The organism is Rhodococcus sp. JVH1 (assembly GCF_000280725.2).
GTDB classification, from domain to species: domain Bacteria; phylum Actinomycetota; class Actinomycetes; order Mycobacteriales; family Mycobacteriaceae; genus Rhodococcus_F; species Rhodococcus_F jostii_A.
On record NZ_CP166289.1, the window covers coordinates 6861802 to 6877513 of the forward strand.

Consider the following 15712-nt stretch of genomic DNA (forward strand, 5'->3'; position numbering starts at 1 on the left):
GGACACCCGACCCGGCTGGTGGAGAGCGACGATCGGAGAACTGCATTTCCGTGGCCTCACACAAGATGAAGCGCTCCCTGGGCAGCGTGCTGACCGCCGGCGTGCTGTCGGTGGCGCTCGTGTCGCTGCCCGCGATCCAGGCGGGTGCAGACCCGGTCACCACCAACCCGACCGACGCGCTGACAAAGCTCGGTGACCTGTCCCGGCAGTCCGAGCAGACGTCGGAGGCACTCCACAACGCGCAGATCGATCTCGAGGCCAAGCAGTCGGCGCAACGCGACGCCGACGCCGAGCTCGCGGCGGACCAGGGTGTGCTCGACGCCGCCAACGCGCGCGTCGCCGTCTTCCAGCCCGTCGTGAACAAGCTCGCCACCGCCAACTACCAGGGCGCACGGACCAATCGCCTCTTCGCCGTAATGGTGAGCGATTCGCCGCAGCAGCTCCTGGACCAGATGTCCGCTCTGGACGCCATCTCCAACGACACCCGCAATCAGGTCGCGCAGTTCCAGTCCGCCACATCGGAAGCCACGAAGGCCGCCGAGGCGTCGAAGAAGTCCGCGGATGCCGCACGCTCCGCGACCGAGCAAGCGAAAGCGGTGAGCGACGATCTACAACGCAAGCAGAGCGACCTGCAGGCGCAGATCGCCGACGTGATCAAGGCATTCGGGGATCTCACCGGCGCCGAACGCGACCAGCTGGCGGGGACGCCGTTCCCGCCCGGCTTCGACCCGAACGCGATCCTCGCGCATCTCACCCCCGGCTCGGGCACGAGCGCGCTGCAGGCAGGCATGACCCGTATCGGCGACCCCTACGTGTGGGGTGCCACCGGTCCGGACGAATTCGACTGCTCGGGACTCGTCGTGTGGGCGTACAAGCAGATCGGCAAGACGCTGCCCAGGTCTAGTCAGGCGCAGGCCAGCGGCGGCACCCCGGTGTCCCGCGACGCCCTGCAGCCCGGCGACGTCGTCCTCTTCTACAACGACGCGTCCCACGTCGGCCTCTATGCCGGCAACGGCAACATTCTCCACGCCTCGACGTTCGGTGTTCCGGTGAAGATCGAGTCGATGGCGAAGTTCCCCTTCTACGGGGCGCGCCGCTACTGACGGCGACCGTCCGACAGCGGCGGCCGGGTGTGCTCATACACTCACCGGCGTGCCCGCTTCAGACCCGTCTCCCGTAACGGATCCGACCTCGCGCCGTCAGGCGCGCCCGTGGGAGCTGGCCGCACTGGCCGGACTCGTCCTCGCCGTCGTCGTCGTACTCGCACTGACGGGGTTCTCCCGGACCGAGCGGGACGCCGACGGGGCCGTCGGCACCGCGCAAGCCGACGCCGAGGCGCGTGCGGCAGCCGTCCAGACGCTCCTCGACACGTGGGCGTCGGCCGTGCGGACGAACGACGCGGCCCGGCTGTCCGGTCTGATGGATCAGGCGGCGGCACCGGGATTCCTGGCCGCCGAGACGCGGCGGGCGGGCAACGTTGCCGGGGTGGAATTCTCGGACTGGGGCTACGAGATCGCCGAGGGCGCCGAGACGGCGGTGCCGTCGAGTCTCGTCGACGCGCTCGGGGCCGACGAGGTGTGGGCCCCCGCCGTGCAGCTCCGCTACGCGATCGCGGACGAGAGTCCCACCCGAAAGCCGGTGGCTCTCGTCGTCGCCCGGCGCGGCGAGCGCTGGGCACTGGTCAGCGACAGCGCCACCGTGGACGGCGACCGGCGGACCTGGCGTGGACCGTGGGATTTCGGACCCGTCGTGTCGCGCCGCGTCGACACCGGTGACGGGCGGACGTCGGTGGTGCTCGGACATCCCGAGAACGCCACCATGGTCGACCGGCTGGCGGACGAACTTCCCGCCGCCGTCGTCAACGCCACTCAGCTGTGGGGTTCGAACTGGGCGGGCCGCGCGCTCGTGTGGGTCGCGGGATCGCAGGACGAGTTCACGGCGCTCGTCGGCCCGAATCACGACGGACGCGACATCGCCGCCGTCGCCATCTCGGACGCCGTCGACCCCGATGCCGCCACGGTCACCGGACAGCGGATCGTGTTCAGCCCCGCATCCGCGGACCGGCTGACCGAGGTCACCCGGCGGGCGATCCTGCGGCACGAGCTGATCCACGTGGCGGCGCGCGCCGAGACGGTGGACCGCTCACCGATGTGGGTGCTGGAGGGCTACGCGGAGTACGCGGCATACCGGGGTACCGGCGAAGCCGAACGGCAGATCGCGCCGGCGCTGACCGCGCAGGTGGGCGCCGAGGGTCCGCCGACCGAGTTCCCCGAGGACACCGACTTCTCCGGATACGGCGAACGCGGCTCGGTCGCCTACGAGACGGCGTGGTCGATCAACGCCTTCGTCGCGGAGCAGTACGGCGAATCGAGGCTCACGGAGCTGTACCGGACGCTGGCCGTGGGGGAGGGAGACCCGGAGGCGGTCGACGGACGGCTGTCCGACGTCCTCGGCGTCGACGCCGATCAATTCCGCGGCCGCTGGACCGACTGGGTGGGCGCTCACCTGGGGTGACCCTGCGTCGGCCTACGCACGGTCCACCGCCTACGGTGATCACATGCGCCGAACCCTGTTGGTGACGAACGATTTTCCGCCGCGACCCGGTGGAATTCAGTCGTACCTGCACACCTTCGCCAAGCACCTGCCCGCAGACGACCTCGTCGTCTATGCTCCGCGCTGGCGCGGCGACTCGCACATCAAGTTCGATGCGCGGCAACCGTTTCAGGTCGTCCGGCACCCCACCACCTTGATGGTGCCCACGCCGTTCGTCGCCCGCCGTGCCGCCAAGTTGCTCGCCGAACACGACTGCACGGGCGTCTGGTTCGGCGCAGCGGCCCCGCTCGCGCTGCTGAGTTCGACGCTGCGCCGCGCCGGGGCGGAACGGGTGGTCGCGAGCACCCACGGGCACGAGGTCGGCTGGTCGATGCTCCCCGCCGCCCGCCAGGCTCTCGGACGGATCGGCGACCGGACCGACGTCGTCACGTACGTCAGCCGGTACACGAGGGGACGATTCGCGTCCGCGTTCGGCGCGAGTGCCGCGCTCGAGCATCTGCCGCCCGGAGTCGACACCGACCTGTTCACCCCGGACGGCGGGGCGCGGGCCGAACTGCGGGCCCGCTACGGGCTGGGGGAGCGGCCGACGGTCCTGTGCCTGTCCCGTCTCGTGCCGCGCAAGGGCCAGGACATCCTCATCAAGGCGCTCCCGGGCATCCGCGAGCACATCGACGGCGCCGTGCTCGTGATCGTCGGCGGCGGCCCCTACGAGGACCGTCTGCGCTCGCTCGCGCGCTCGGTCGGGGTGGAGGACCACGTCGTGTTCACGGGCACGGTGCCGTCCGCGGAGCTGGCGGCGCACCACACGATCGCCGACGTCTTCGCGATGCCGTGCCGCACGAGAGGCGCGGGACTCGACGTCGAGGGCCTCGGCATCGTCTTCCTCGAGGCGTCGGCGACCGGTGTGCCGGTCATCGCCGGACAGTCCGGTGGCGCCCCGGAAACGGTGCGGCAGAACGAAACCGGGATGGTCGTGGACGGCACGTCGGTGGCCGAGGTGGCGCGATCGGTGATCTCGGTGCTGTCGGATCGCGACCGCGCAGCCGCGATGGGTGCGGCCGGCCGCGAATGGGTCAAGGCGGAGTGGCGATGGGACGTGCTCGCCGCCAAGCTGCAGGCATTACTTGCGTGACCGCCCGTGAGTACTTGTCAACCGCGGGCGGTTGACAAGTACTCACGAGCCGAAGGCATTACTTGGCGTAGATGGCCGCGATGTCGTCGGCGAAGCTGTCGTGCACCACGTTGCGCTTGAGCTTCATCGTCGGCGTGAGCTCGCCGGTCTCCTCCGTGAAGTCGACGGGCAGGACCCGGAACTTCTTGATGGCCTCCGCGTGCGACACGAGCTTGTTGGCCTCCGCGACGGCCTCGTCGATCTCGGCTGTGAGGTCGGCGTCGGTCAGCAGGTCCGCGACCGTCGTCCCTGCGGGCTTGCCGGTGCGCTCGTTCCACGCGGGCAGTGCGTCGGCGTCGATGGTGATGAGCGCGCCGATGAACGGCTGCTGATCTCCGACGACGATGGCCTGGCTGATCAGCGGGTGCGCACGCAGGTGATCCTCGAGCTGGGCGGGGGAGACGTTCTTGCCGCCCGCTGTGACGATGATCTCCTTCTTGCGGCCGGTGATCGTGATGTACCCGTCCTTGTCGACCGATCCGAGGTCGCCGGTGTGGAACCAGCCGTGCTCGATCGCGTCGGCGGTCGCGCTCTCGTTGCGCCAGTAGCCGCTGAAGACGACCGGCCCCGACAGCAGGATCTCGCCGTCGTCGGCGATGCGAACGGAATTGCCCGCCAACGGCTTGCCGACCGAGCCGACCTTCTGCTCGCCGATCGTGTTGACCGCGAACGCCGCGGACGTCTCGGTGAGGCCGTAGCCCTCGTAGATCGTGATGCCGATGCCGCGGAAGAAGTGGCCGAGGCGGGCGCCGAGCGGTGCGCCGCCCGAGATCGCCAGCTGGCACTTGCCGCCGAGCGCGGCCCGCAGCTTCGAGAACACCAGCTTGTCGAACAGTGCGTGCTTGGCCTTGAGGACCAGTCCCGGCCCGCCCTTGTCCTGAGCCTCGCTCCAGGCGATGGCGGTTTCGGCGGCGGCGTCGAAGATCTTGCCCTTGCCCTCGCCGTGGGCCTTGGCGCGGGCGCTGTTGTACACCTTCTCGAACACCCGCGGCACCGACAGGATGAAGTCGGGGCGGAACTCGCCGAACGTGGGGACGAGGTTCGGGATGTCGCTGGTGTGTCCGAGTGCGGCGCCGGCGTCGAACGACGCGATGCTGACGGCGCGCGCCAGCACGTGCGCCATCGGCAGGAACATGAGGGTACTGACGCCGGGCGTCTTCAGCAGGGTGCCGAGGCTGGAATCGAGGATGCCCTTGGACTCGGCGATGAGGTTGGAATGGGTGAGCTGGCAGCCCTTGGGCCTGCCGGTGGTGCCGGAGGTGTAGATGAGGGTGGCCGGATCGCTCGACTTCAGCGCGGCGACGCGGGCCCGGACTTCGGCGTCGGGAACGTCGGCGCCCAGTTCGGTCAGTTCCTCGACGACGCCACGGCCGCCGTCGGACGCCTCGATCTGGTAGACGCCGCGGAGCGCGGTCGCCTCGGCGGCGACGGCCTTCACGGTGGCCGCGTGCGTCGCGTTCTCGACGACGAGATCGATCGCGGCGGAGTCCTCGAGGATCCACCGGACCTGCTCGGCGGAGGACGTCTCGTAGATCGGGACGGTGACGCCGCCCGCCGCCCAGATCGCGAAGTCGACGAGGGGCCACTCGTACCGGGTGGCCGACATCAGTGCCACCCGGTCGCCCTGCTGGACGCCGAGGGCGATGAGGCCCTTCGCGACCGCGGTGACCTGAGCCGCGAATTCGGCGGCCGTGACGTCGGTCCAGCGTCCGCCGATCTTGCGCTTGTACACGACCAGCGTCGGGTCGGCCGCGGCGTGGGCGAACACCGAGTCGACCGCGGACGCGTCCTCCGCGATCGTGAACGACTGTGGCGCGCTGAACTCGGGCACGAAAACCTCCGACACTGAAAATACTGACGAGTAGGATTGCGGTCCCAACTTTAGACCTTCCCCGGCCCGGTCTGCTTCCTGGCCGAAGAAGGGTGGTCAGAGCCCTGTCCGCGAGGTGCCGCGGACCCCGCGGCCACCGCCCACGGCGGTATGTGAAGCTAGTCGCCGTGAGCAGCATTCAGGTCGCAGACCAGACGTTCATCGCGGCCCCACCGCAGCAGGTCGCGGCGGCGATCGCGCCGCCAGCCCGCTGGCGCCGGTGGTGGCCCGATCTCACCCTCGCCGTCCGCGAGGACCGGGCCGAGAAGGGCATCCGGTGGACGGTGGCCGGACCGCTCACCGGAACCATGGAAGTGTGGCTCGAGCCGGTGCTGGACGGAGCGATCGTCCACTACTTCCTTCACGCCGAACCGGCCCGCAGCGAGGGCACCCCCGATCTGGCCGCGCTGAACCGTCGCAGGCGCGTCGAGGGAAAAGTGATGTCCTTCGAAGTGAAGAAGGAACTCGAGGCAGGTCGCGCTGCGGGAGAACCGCCGTCCTGAGGCGGATCCGCCCGCCGCGGCAGGGTCGGCATTGTGTCAGAGCGCCGAGATCGTGTGTGATAGTCGGGCACAACACAGACATACGAAACCGGTAACGGCGTGGCCCCGCGATCGACGAGCGGGTCGGCCAGGCGAAAGGAAGCGTTCACTCCATGCCCGAGAGGACCAAGAGGTCGATCAGTATCGAGGCGCCGCCCGCCCGGGTGATGGATGTGATCGCCGACTTCGACGCGTACCCGGCGTGGGTGACCGCCGCGAAGTCCGTCGAGGTCATGGAACCCGGCAAGGGCGGCCGGGCCGACCGGGTGCGGTTCGTGCTCGACGCCGGCATGGTCAAGGACACGTACGTACTCCGCTACGACTGGGCGCCCGACGGCAAATCGGTCAGCTGGGAACTCGAGTCCGGTGAGATCCAGAAGTCGCAGTTCGGTTCGTACGTTCTGGAGGACGAACCGGGCGGCGGCACCACCGTCACGTACGAGCTCACCGTCGACCTCACCATCCCGATGATCGGCCTGTTCAAGCGCAAGGCGGAGAAGGCGATCACCGACACCGCCCTCAAGGAACTCAAGAAACGGGTGGAAGGCTGAGCAGCGAGGGTCGTGCCGGACCTGCGCGGGTCCAGTTCTTCGTCGGGAAGGGGGGCGTCGGGAAGACGACGCTCGCGGCCGCGACGGCACAGGCGGCCGCAGAGGCCGGACACCGGACTCTGCTCGTCTCGCTCGACCAGGCGCACTCTCTCGCCGACGTCATCGGGATCGCCGCCGCCCGGGACCTCGTGCCCGTGACCGACACCCTCGATGTCCTGGAACTCGACACCCTCACGTTGCTCGAGGACAGATTCCGGAGTCTGACAGCGGTTCTCGCGGCCGCAGGAACGCACGACCACGGTGCCCAGCTGTCTGCGCTCGAGCCGGAGGAGCTGACCGGGCTTCCCGGCGTGCAGGACGTGCTCGGCCTGCGTGAAGTCGTCCGGTTCGCCACCGAGGGCGAGTACGACGCCGTCGTGGTCGACTGCCCGCCCACCGCGGACTGCCTGCGGACGCTCGCCGCGCCCGCGACGGCTCTCGAGTACATCGAGCGGGTGTGGCCGCAGCATCGCCGCATCGCCGCGCTCCTGGGTTCCGATCCCCGCCTCGTGATGCTGGTGACGCTGATCGAGCAGGTCGTCGCCACGGTCGGCGAGGTCCGGGAGATGCTCGCGAACCGGGCGAAAACCACTGTGCGACTGGTGACGACACCGGAGCGGGTGGTGCTGACCGAGACCCGGCGCACCGTGGCGGTGGCCGCACTGTCCGGCCTGCGCGTCGATGCCATCCTCGTGAACAACCTTCTGCCGCACTTCGATTCGCCGGCAGGACACGACGATCCCGGTGTGGCATGGTTGATCAGGCGGCGAGCCCTGCAGCAACGGGTCCTCGCCGAGCTGACCGCCTCCGCGGGCGCCACCGTGATCCTCTCGGTGACCCGGTCGGTTACGGAGCCGGTAGGGTGGGCCGATCTCGGCGGAATCGCCCGGGAGTTGTATGCCGACGACACGGACGCGGTTGCGGTGCTGGGGAAGAACCCACCTGCGGTGCGGGTGGGGCTGGAATCGGGGGCCGGTGTGGATTCTGTGTACACGATGCGGATGTATCTGCCGCTCGTGAACCCGTCGACCCTCACGTTGGGTCGAGTGGAGGACGACTTGGTCGTGGGAGCTGAAGGGGTGCGCCGCCGGGTCCGCCTCGCCTCGGTCCTGCGCCGGTGCGTCGTCGCGGGGGCAGAACTCGACGGAAGTGATCTGGTCGTGCGCTTCACGCCCGACCCGCAGGTGTGGCCGGTATGAACGACGACCACGCACAGTTGGTGGCTGAGCTGCGGGCACTCGCCGAGACCGCCCTGGACCGTCTCGAGCCGCTTCTCCAGCGCGCGGCGGCGCCGCACGCCCAGGCCGGCGCCGAGGACGCGATCCCCGGAACCGGGCAGTGGTCGGGATGCACGTGGTGCCCGGTGTGCGCGCTCGCGGCGCTGATCCGCGGCGAGCAGCACGATCTCGTGACCCTGCTCGCGGGCCAGGCGTCCGTGCTGATCGCGGTGCTGCGGCAGGTCCTCGACGAGCACGCCGTTCACGACACCCCGGGGCCCGGCGGTCCCGACGCTCCGGAACCCGGCCCCGGCGGCGGAACGTCCGAAGCGGACGGCGGCTCGGCGTTCGAACCGATCACGGTCACCATCAAACATTGAGCGTGCCCCGCGCGGGCCGGATCGCCGGACTCGTGCACGTCGGCGATCCGGCATGGGCACAATCATCTCCATGAGCACAGGTACGGGCAGCGAACGTGGCGGCAGCGCGGCGCTGACCATCGGCATCGACGTGGGTGGAACGAGCATCCGTGCGTCGGTGGTCGACTCGGCCGGTGAGGTGCTCGACTCGCTCCAGTCGCCGACCCCGGCGTCGGCGAAGGCACTCGAGAACGGCCTGGACCGGGCGGTCCGGGAGCTGTCCGCACGGCACGACGTCGCCGCGGTGGGGCTGGCGGTCGCCGGGTTCATCACCCCCGACCGCACGACGGTGCGGTTCGCGCCGCATCTGCCGTGGGTGGGTGCACCGGTCGGCCGGGACCTCGGGCAGCGTCTCGGTCTGCCGGTGATCCTCGAGCACGACGTGAACGCGGCGGCGTGGGCCGAGCACCGGTTCGGGGCGGCAGCAGGCGGCCGGAACGTGGTGATGCTCGCCATCGGCACGGGCATCGGGGCGGCGCTTCTCGCAGACGGTCGGCTGTACCGCGGCAGCCACGGCGTCGCACCCGAACTCGGCCACATCCAGGTGGTCCCGGACGGACGGCCGTGCGCGTGCGGCAAGCACGGCTGCTGGGAGCGGTACTGCAGCGGGACGGCCCTCGTCGACACGGCGATCGAACTTCTGGCCGCGGATCCGGCGACGTCGACGGTCCTCGCGCGGGACGTGGCGGTCGATCCGGGTGCGCTGACGGGCAGGCGGATCGCGGGCGCGGCACAGGACGGCGATCCGCTGGCACTGGAGACCATGCGGGAGTTCGCCCGGTGGCTCGGCGTCGGCCTGGCACTCATCGGGGACGTGTACGACCCGGATCTCGTCGTGATCGCCGGTGGCGTCGCGAGTTCCTCACCGCTGTTCATCGACGAGGCCCGTGGGCACTACGCGGCGCTGACGACGGGGGCCGGGCACCGGCCGCTGGCCCGCATCCGGCCGACTCAGCTGGGGGAGGCGGCGGGCATGATCGGAGCGGCGGAACTCGCCCGGGCCGTCCTGCCCGATCGGGTGGGTTGACGTCCGGCCTACTGCTGTAAACCCGCAGAGTGTGATGCTGTGCGGGCCTCCCGGCCGTGTGTAGCGACCCTCACCCACCCGAAGTAGAGTCGACCCGAACGAAGCTTGGGTTGTGAACGGGAGGGACGCCATGTGGTACTGGCTCTTCAAGTACGTGTTTTTGGGGCCGGTTCTCTGGGGGCTGGGTAGGCCGACCGTGGAGGGTACGGAGAACATTCCGGCGGAGGGTGGGGCCATCTTGGCGAGTAACCATCAGGCCGTGCTGGATTCGTTCTTCCTGCCATTGCGTGTGCCGCGGAGGATCACTTTTCTCGCCAAGAGCGAGTATTTCACCGGGACGGGACTCAAGGGCGCCTTCCAGCGCTGGTTCTTCTCGGTGGTCGGTCAGGTGCCGATCGACCGGACGGGCGCCGACGCCGCGCAGGATGCATTGAACGCCGGGCTGCGCGTCCTCTCGCAGGGCAAGCTGCTCGGGATCTACCCGGAGGGCACCCGGTCGCCCGACGGCCGCCTCTACAAGGGCAAGACGGGCCTGGCTCGCATGGCTCTGGAGTCCGGTGTGAAGGTCATCCCGGTCGCGATGATCGGTACGGAGAAGGTCAACCCGATCGGCTCCCGGGTGTGGCGTCCCTCGAAGGTCACCATCCGTGTCGGTGAGCCCATCGACTTCTCCCGTTTCGAGGGCATGGGCGGCAACCGGTTCGTCGAGCGCGCCGTCACCGACGAGGTCATGTACAAGCTGATGAAGCTGTCGGGTCAGGAGTACGTCGACATCTACGCGGCAACGCTGAAGAAGAAGGCGCCCGCCGCCGACGCCTCGGTGGCCGATGTGGCGCCTGCGAGCGACGCCACCACCGTCACGAGACTGCCGGACACGCGGGCGAGCTGACCGCCGCGACCTCTCAGCCGACGGGGACGGTGAGATCGTCGGAGGTCTCCGAACGATCGTCCTCGTCGGACTGTGAGCGGCGGGTGCGGAACGCGAACATCGTGACCAGCACCACGGCCAGTCCCCACCACACGTACGACGACGCCAGAAACTGATCCCACAGATTCCAGTGGGTTCCGCTCCACCGTCCCACCCCGAGTTTCCAGTGCGCGGCGAGCCTCACGACGACGACGCCCACCACGGCCGTGACCGCCAGGGTGACACTCCGGCGACGGTAGGCGAGGACCCCGAGCACGAGGATCACCGGCACCGACCACACCCAGTGGTGCGACCAGGACACGGGGGAGACGAGCAGTCCGAGGACGGCGTTGAGTCCCAGCGCGAGCGCGGTCTCGCCGGACCGCAGCGCCCGCACCATCGCGAGAATCACGAGTGCGAGCACCAAGACGCTCAGCAGCAGCCAGATCGGGGTGCGCACCGAGTCGCTCAGGCCGAGCCGGGCCAGCACACCGGTGATGCTCTGGTTCGCGGGATATGCCGGGGTGCCGATCCGATCGGAATCGAAGAGGGTGTGCGTCCAGTAGGTGACGGAGTCGTTCCACGTCGCGATCGCGCCCACGGCGCTGAAGGCGAGGAAACTGACCGCGGTCACGACGGCCGAGCGAAAGTCCTTGCGCACCAGGAAGTACAGGATGAACACGGCAGGTGTCAGCTTCACCGCCGCCGCGAGGCCGATCAGCACGCCGCGCGGCCACGGCGTCTTCTTCGGCAGGCAGTCCGCCGCCACCAGCAGCATCAGCAGGATGTTGATCTGCCCGTAGTCCAGGGTCGAGGAAACGGGTTCGAGGGCCATCGACACCGCGAGCGCGCCGAGGGCCGTCCACACCAGCGTGGTGCGGGGTGCGATGCCCAGCGAGTCGAGCGTGACGACGAGGACGCCGAACAGTGCGATCAGCGACAACACCGTCACGACGGTCCCGGCCGTCGACAGCGACACCGTCGACAGCGGACTGAAGACGACGGCGGCGAGCGGCGGGTACGTGAACGGCAGGAAGTTGCCCATCTGGGTGGCAGGCATCGATCCGTACAGGGTCGGGCCGTGCAGGAACACCGAACCGCCCAGGCGGTAGACGTCGAGATCCAGCCGGTAGTAGCTGCCGAAGTCCCGCAGGCCGGGCAGTCCGAGCAGGTTGTAGGCGAATCCGACCGCGAGCCCGGCGAGGACGAGGACCCGGACGACGAGACCACCGACGCGGAGATGCGGAGGCACCCGCGGGGAGTCGAGCGGGTCCGCGACAGGGGTGGCGGACTGTCGACCGTCGGAGGTTGAGCGCACCGAGGCCTCCTTCACGAGGTAGGGGTGGATCCGGATGACGCCAACGGGTGAGGCATAGTTTGCGGGCGTGCGTTACTTCTACGACTGCGAGTTCATCGAGGATGGTCGCACGATCGACCTGGTGTCGATCGGGGTGGTCGCAGAGGACGGACGTGAATTCTACGCGGTGTCCACCGAGTTCGATCCCGACCGTGCGGGCAAGTGGGTGCGCAGGAACGTGCTGCCGAAGCTGCCGCAGCCGTCGTCGCCCCTCTGGAAGAGCCGCGCCCGCATTCGCGACGACCTCTACGCGTTCCTGATTCCCCGCCGCGGCATCGTCCCAGAACTGTGGGCGTGGGTGGCCGCCTACGACCACGTCGCCCTCTGCCAGCTGTGGGGGGACATGACGGAGCTGCCGCAGTCGCTGCCCCGGTACACGCGGGAACTCCGCCAGTACTGGGAGGAGCACGGCAGTCCGGCGCTCCCACCTGCACCGGGTGACGCGCACGACGCCCTCGCCGACGCCCGGCACAACCTGGCGAAGTTCGAGGCAGTTCAGGCGGCGCGCTCGCTCCGGTGACCTGACTCGCCATCGCTCCGGTCGAGCGAATATCCTGTATGGGTGAACTGGACTGTCGACGTGCCGATCGACCGCTTGCCCGAACTCCCGCCGCTGCCCACCGAGATGCGTGAGCGTCTCGATGCAGCGCTGGCCAAGCCCGCTGCTCAGCAGCCGCAATGGCCCGAGGGGCAGGCCGCCGCGATGCGGACCGTCCTCGAGAGCGTGCCCCCGATCACGGTGGCCAGCGAGGTCGTGGCCCTGCAGGAGAAGCTGGCTCAGGTCGCGCGCGGCGAGGCGTTCCTCCTCCAGGGCGGTGACTGCGCCGAGACGTTCGCCGACAACACTGAGCCGCACATCAAGGGCAACATCCGCACCCTGCTGCAGATGGCCGTCGTCCTGACGTACGGAGCGAGCCTGCCCGTCGTCAAGGTGGCCCGTATCGCCGGTCAGTACGCCAAGCCGCGGTCGTCGAACGTCGACGCCCTGGGCCTGCAGTCGTACCGCGGCGACATGATCAACTCCCTCGTCGCCGACGAGGCCGTGCGCGCCCACGACCCGTCGCGGCTCGTGCGGGCGTACGCGAACGCCAGCGCCGCGATGAACCTGGTCCGCGCGCTCACCGGCGCGGGCATGGCCGACCTGCACAAGGTGCACGACTGGAACCGCGAGTTCGTGGCGTCGTCGCCGGCCGGGGCCCGGTACGAGGCACTCGCCGCGGAGATCGACCGCGGTCTGCAGTTCATGAACGCCTGCGGCGTCACCGATCCCAGCCTGCACCACGCGCAGATCTTCGCCAGCCACGAGGCGCTCGTCCTCGACTACGAGCGCGCGATGCTGCGCCTCGACAACGACGACGACCACGCCAAGCTGTACGACCTGTCCGCCCACTTCCTGTGGATCGGCGACCGCACCCGCCAGCTCGACGGGGCGCACATCGCATTCGCCGAACTCGTGTCGAACCCGATCGGCCTGAAGATCGGGCCCAGCACCACACCGGAGATGGCAGTCGAATACGTCGAGCGGCTCGACCCCACCAACAAGCCGGGTCGCCTCACCCTGATCTCGCGGATGGGTAACAACAAGGTCCGCGACCTGCTGCCGCCCATCATCGAGAAGGTCCAGGCCACCGGTCACCAGGTGATCTGGCAGTGCGACCCGATGCACGGCAACACCCACGAGGCGTCCACCGGATACAAGACCCGCCACTTCGACCGCATCGTCGACGAGGTCCAGGGATTCTTCGAGGTCCACAACGGGCTCGGCACCTACCCGGGCGGCATCCACGTCGAGCTCACCGGTGAGAACGTCACCGAATGCCTCGGCGGCGCGCAGGACATCTCCGACCTCGACCTGTCCGGCCGCTACGAGACGGCGTGCGACCCCCGCCTCAACACCCAGCAGTCGCTGGAACTGGCGTTCCTCGTCGCGGAGATGCTCCGCGGCTGACCGCAGGGCGTACATTCAGGGGGACTCACTGCCCTGCACCTGCGGGGTCAGGGCAGTGAGACCAGGGTGACAGTGCTCCCGGGCTTCACGAGATCGCCGCCGCCGGGGTTCTGGCTGATGACGAACGACCTGTCCGTGTCGGTCACCTGACGCACCTTCACCTCGAGTCCGAGACGGCTCAGTTCGTCCCGCGCGGATCCGACCGTCCGGCCCAGCATCGACGGAATTCGCACCGCGTTCGACACACTCAACGTGACGCTGGTGCCCGCATTGACGCGGGCGCCCGCCTTCGGGCTGGTGGCGATCGCGTCTCCGGCGGCGACGTTCCGGTCGAAGTCGGTGGTCACGTCCTGCACGACGATCCCCACCGCCTCGAGTGAGGCGCGCGCCTCGGCCTCCGACATGCCCTTCACATCGGGAACGTCCACCGGCGGTGCACCTTTGCTGACGATCAGCTTGACCGTAGACCCGGTCGCGAGCTCGGTACCCGGTGCCGGGTCGAGTGCGGCCACCGCCCCGATCGGGACCTTCGCGCTGAACGCCTGACCACCGTCGACCGGGGTGAATGTGCGGTTCCGCAGTTCCTGTTCGATTCCGGCGCGCTCACCGCCCGCGGGCAGCGGCGGGACCGTCGGCCTCCCGAGGGAGACGAGCAGTGCCACCGTGCCGTCGCGAGAGATCCGCGAGCCGCCGGTGGGATCGGTACCCAGCACCGTGTCGAGCGCAGCCGTGTCCGAGTACTGCCCGCGGATCTCCGTCGACAGTCCGGCCGCTTCGATCGCCGTCACCGCCGCACCGCGATCGAGACCGTCGGTGGTCGGGACCGCGGTGAAACGTCCCGAACCCATCCACCAGCCACCGAAACCCACCGCGAGGGCGAGCATCAGGATCACGAGCAGCCACACGATCGTCGTCCGGCGCGACCGCTGCCGTTCGGCGGCGAAGTCGGGGTAGTGGTAGCCGTCGTCGGGTTCGTCCTCCACCGCGAACGACGGTTCGTCGATCGGCGGGCGCGGAGTCTGCGTGGTGACGACCCGCGTGTGCTGGACACCGGGCTGCGCCGGCAGCGGGCTGGGCGGCGACAACGGCGGGGCGGGGGGAAGGTGCACCGTGGGTGGTGCGACGGGTCCCGGCGGCGCGCTCGCGGCGGCCGCGGCGCTGAGGTGCTGCGCCGAGCGTCGCGGGGCGGGCACCCGGTACGCGGGCAGGTCGAGCGCCGCCGCGATGCTGCGCAGGGCCGAGCCCATCTGCTCGGCGTTGGCGAAGCGGTGCGACGGCTCCCGATGGGTGGCCTCCGCGACGAGTTCGTCGAACTCGGGCGGGACACCTGCGATGAACGAACCCGGCCGCGGAACGTCCTGATTGATCCGCTGATACGCGACGGACAACGACGTGTCCCCGGTGAACGGTGTCCGCCCGGTGAGAAGTTCGAACAGCAGGACACCGGTGGAGTAGACGTCGCTGCGAGTGTCCGCGATCCCGGATGTCACCTGCTCCGGCGACAGGTACGCCGCCGTGCCCAGAATCACACTGTTCGACGTGGTGGTCGAGGCGGCGGCGGCCCGCACCAGACCGAAATCGGCGATCTTCACCTCACCGCCGTCGGAGATCAGGATGTTCTCGGGTTTGACGTCGCGGTGTACGAGACCGGCCCGGTGGGCGACGGCGAGCGCGTCGAGAACCGGGCCCGCGACCGCGGCCACCGCGTGCGGCGGCATCGGCCCGCGTTCCCGCAGGAGTTCGCGGAGCGTCCCGCCGTCGACGAGTTCCATCACCAGGAACGCGTGCTCGCGGTCGTGTCCCTGGTCGTACACCGCGACCAAGGAGGGGTGCTTGAGTCGCGCGACCGAGCGGGCCTCGAACTCGAACCGGGTGACGAACGCCGGATCGGCCGCGAACTGCGGATCCATCACCTTGATGGCCACCGGACGGTCGAGACGCGTGTCGAGCCCCCTGTAGACGGTGGACATGCCGCCACGCGCGATCGTGGCATCCACCCGATAGCGCCGGTCGAGCAGCTCGCCGATCAAACGTTGACCTCCATCGTGCACAGTGTCCGTTCCCCCGTCAGAGCGCGCAGCCCGGCCACGCGCTCCTCAATCGTAGCCAGC

At 69.4% G+C, this 15712-nt stretch carries 14 protein-coding genes; 11 read left to right on the forward strand and 3 right to left on the reverse strand.

All coding sequences use genetic code 11. The annotated features are described in order from the left end of the window. The first annotated feature begins 50 nt into the window (after positions 1-50). Genes JVH1_RS32100 through JVH1_RS32110 form a run of 3 tightly spaced genes read left to right on the forward strand, consistent with a single transcriptional unit; the run spans position 51 to position 3685 of the window. Positions 51-1103, forward strand: coding sequence for a C40 family peptidase (locus JVH1_RS32100; RefSeq protein WP_009473769.1), 1053 nt, complete (start codon positions 51-53; stop codon positions 1101-1103). A 49-nt stretch (positions 1104-1152) separates the two neighbouring features. Then, entirely contained in the window at positions 1153-2514 is a 1362-nt protein-coding gene (locus JVH1_RS32105; protein ID WP_009473768.1) for a hypothetical protein, read from the forward strand. 43 nt (positions 2515-2557) lie between these two features. Next, positions 2558-3685 (forward strand): glycosyltransferase family 4 protein, encoded by a 1128-nt coding sequence (locus tag JVH1_RS32110; RefSeq protein ID WP_009473767.1) that lies wholly within the window; start codon positions 2558-2560, stop codon positions 3683-3685. 58 nt (positions 3686-3743) lie between these two features. Here JVH1_RS32110 and JVH1_RS32115 read toward each other — a convergent pair whose 3' ends face one another. Beyond that, a complete protein-coding gene (locus JVH1_RS32115; protein WP_009473766.1) occupies positions 3744-5555 on the reverse strand; it encodes a long-chain fatty acid--CoA ligase in 1812 nt (603 codons plus the stop codon). Positions 5556-5722: 167 nt separating this feature from the next. Between JVH1_RS32115 and JVH1_RS32120 the strand changes: the two genes are divergently transcribed. The 6 genes from JVH1_RS32120 to JVH1_RS32145 all read left to right on the forward strand — a co-directional run bounded on the left by JVH1_RS32120 (position 5723) and on the right by JVH1_RS32145 (position 10278). Beyond that, positions 5723-6097, forward strand: coding sequence for a hypothetical protein (locus JVH1_RS32120; protein ID WP_005260151.1), 375 nt, complete (start codon positions 5723-5725; stop codon positions 6095-6097). Between the two features lie 152 nt (positions 6098-6249). Next, on the forward strand, positions 6250-6687 hold the full coding sequence (locus tag JVH1_RS32125; protein ID WP_009473765.1) for an SRPBCC family protein: 438 nt from the start codon (positions 6250-6252) through the stop codon (positions 6685-6687). Further along, entirely contained in the window at positions 6684-7925 is a 1242-nt protein-coding gene (locus tag JVH1_RS32130; protein WP_081437412.1) for an ArsA family ATPase, read from the forward strand. Before JVH1_RS32125 ends, JVH1_RS32130 begins: the two co-directional genes overlap by 4 nt. Then, on the forward strand, positions 7922-8323 hold the full coding sequence (locus tag JVH1_RS32135; protein WP_009473762.1) for a hypothetical protein: 402 nt from the start codon (positions 7922-7924) through the stop codon (positions 8321-8323). The genes JVH1_RS32130 and JVH1_RS32135 overlap by 4 nt, the downstream gene beginning before the upstream one ends. A gap of 52 nt (positions 8324-8375) precedes the next feature. Then, on the forward strand, positions 8376-9389 hold the full coding sequence (locus JVH1_RS32140; protein WP_009473761.1) for an ROK family protein: 1014 nt from the start codon (positions 8376-8378) through the stop codon (positions 9387-9389). 130 nt (positions 9390-9519) lie between these two features. Beyond that, the gene (locus tag JVH1_RS32145; protein ID WP_005260161.1) at positions 9520-10278 is read left to right on the forward strand and encodes a 1-acyl-sn-glycerol-3-phosphate acyltransferase; all 759 of its coding nucleotides are present in this window, start codon (positions 9520-9522) and stop codon (positions 10276-10278) included. Positions 10279-10291: 13 nt separating this feature from the next. Here JVH1_RS32145 and JVH1_RS32150 read toward each other — a convergent pair whose 3' ends face one another. Next, a complete protein-coding gene (locus JVH1_RS32150; RefSeq protein ID WP_009473760.1) occupies positions 10292-11614 on the reverse strand; it encodes a glycosyltransferase 87 family protein in 1323 nt (440 codons plus the stop codon). 67 nt (positions 11615-11681) lie between these two features. Between JVH1_RS32150 and JVH1_RS32155 the strand changes: the two genes are divergently transcribed. Then, the gene (locus JVH1_RS32155) at positions 11682-12173 is read left to right on the forward strand and encodes a polyadenylate-specific 3'-exoribonuclease AS (RefSeq protein ID WP_009473759.1); all 492 of its coding nucleotides are present in this window, start codon (positions 11682-11684) and stop codon (positions 12171-12173) included. A 42-nt stretch (positions 12174-12215) separates the two neighbouring features. Next, positions 12216-13601 (forward strand): class II 3-deoxy-7-phosphoheptulonate synthase, encoded by a 1386-nt coding sequence (locus tag JVH1_RS32160; RefSeq protein ID WP_005247669.1) that lies wholly within the window; start codon positions 12216-12218, stop codon positions 13599-13601. A gap of 47 nt (positions 13602-13648) precedes the next feature. Here JVH1_RS32160 and pknB read toward each other — a convergent pair whose 3' ends face one another. Then, entirely contained in the window at positions 13649-15652 is a 2004-nt protein-coding gene (gene pknB / locus JVH1_RS32165) for a Stk1 family PASTA domain-containing Ser/Thr kinase (protein WP_009473758.1), read from the reverse strand. Positions 15653-15712 lie beyond the last annotated feature (60 nt).

Excerpts from the sequence above, each read along its gene's own strand:
- JVH1_RS32125 (WP_009473765.1), top strand. The coding sequence starts at position 6,250 with ATGCCCGAGAGGACCAAGAGGTCGATCAGTATCGAGGCGCCGCCCGCC.
- JVH1_RS32135 (WP_009473762.1), top strand. The coding sequence starts at position 7,922 with ATGAACGACGACCACGCACAGTTGGTGGCTGAGCTGCGGGCACTCGCC.
- JVH1_RS32110 (WP_009473767.1), top strand. The coding sequence starts at position 2,558 with ATGCGCCGAACCCTGTTGGTGACGAACGATTTTCCGCCGCGACCCGGT.
- JVH1_RS32140 (WP_009473761.1), top strand. The coding sequence starts at position 8,376 with ATGGGCACAATCATCTCCATGAGCACAGGTACGGGCAGCGAACGTGGC.
- JVH1_RS32145 (WP_005260161.1), top strand. The coding sequence starts at position 9,520 with ATGTGGTACTGGCTCTTCAAGTACGTGTTTTTGGGGCCGGTTCTCTGG.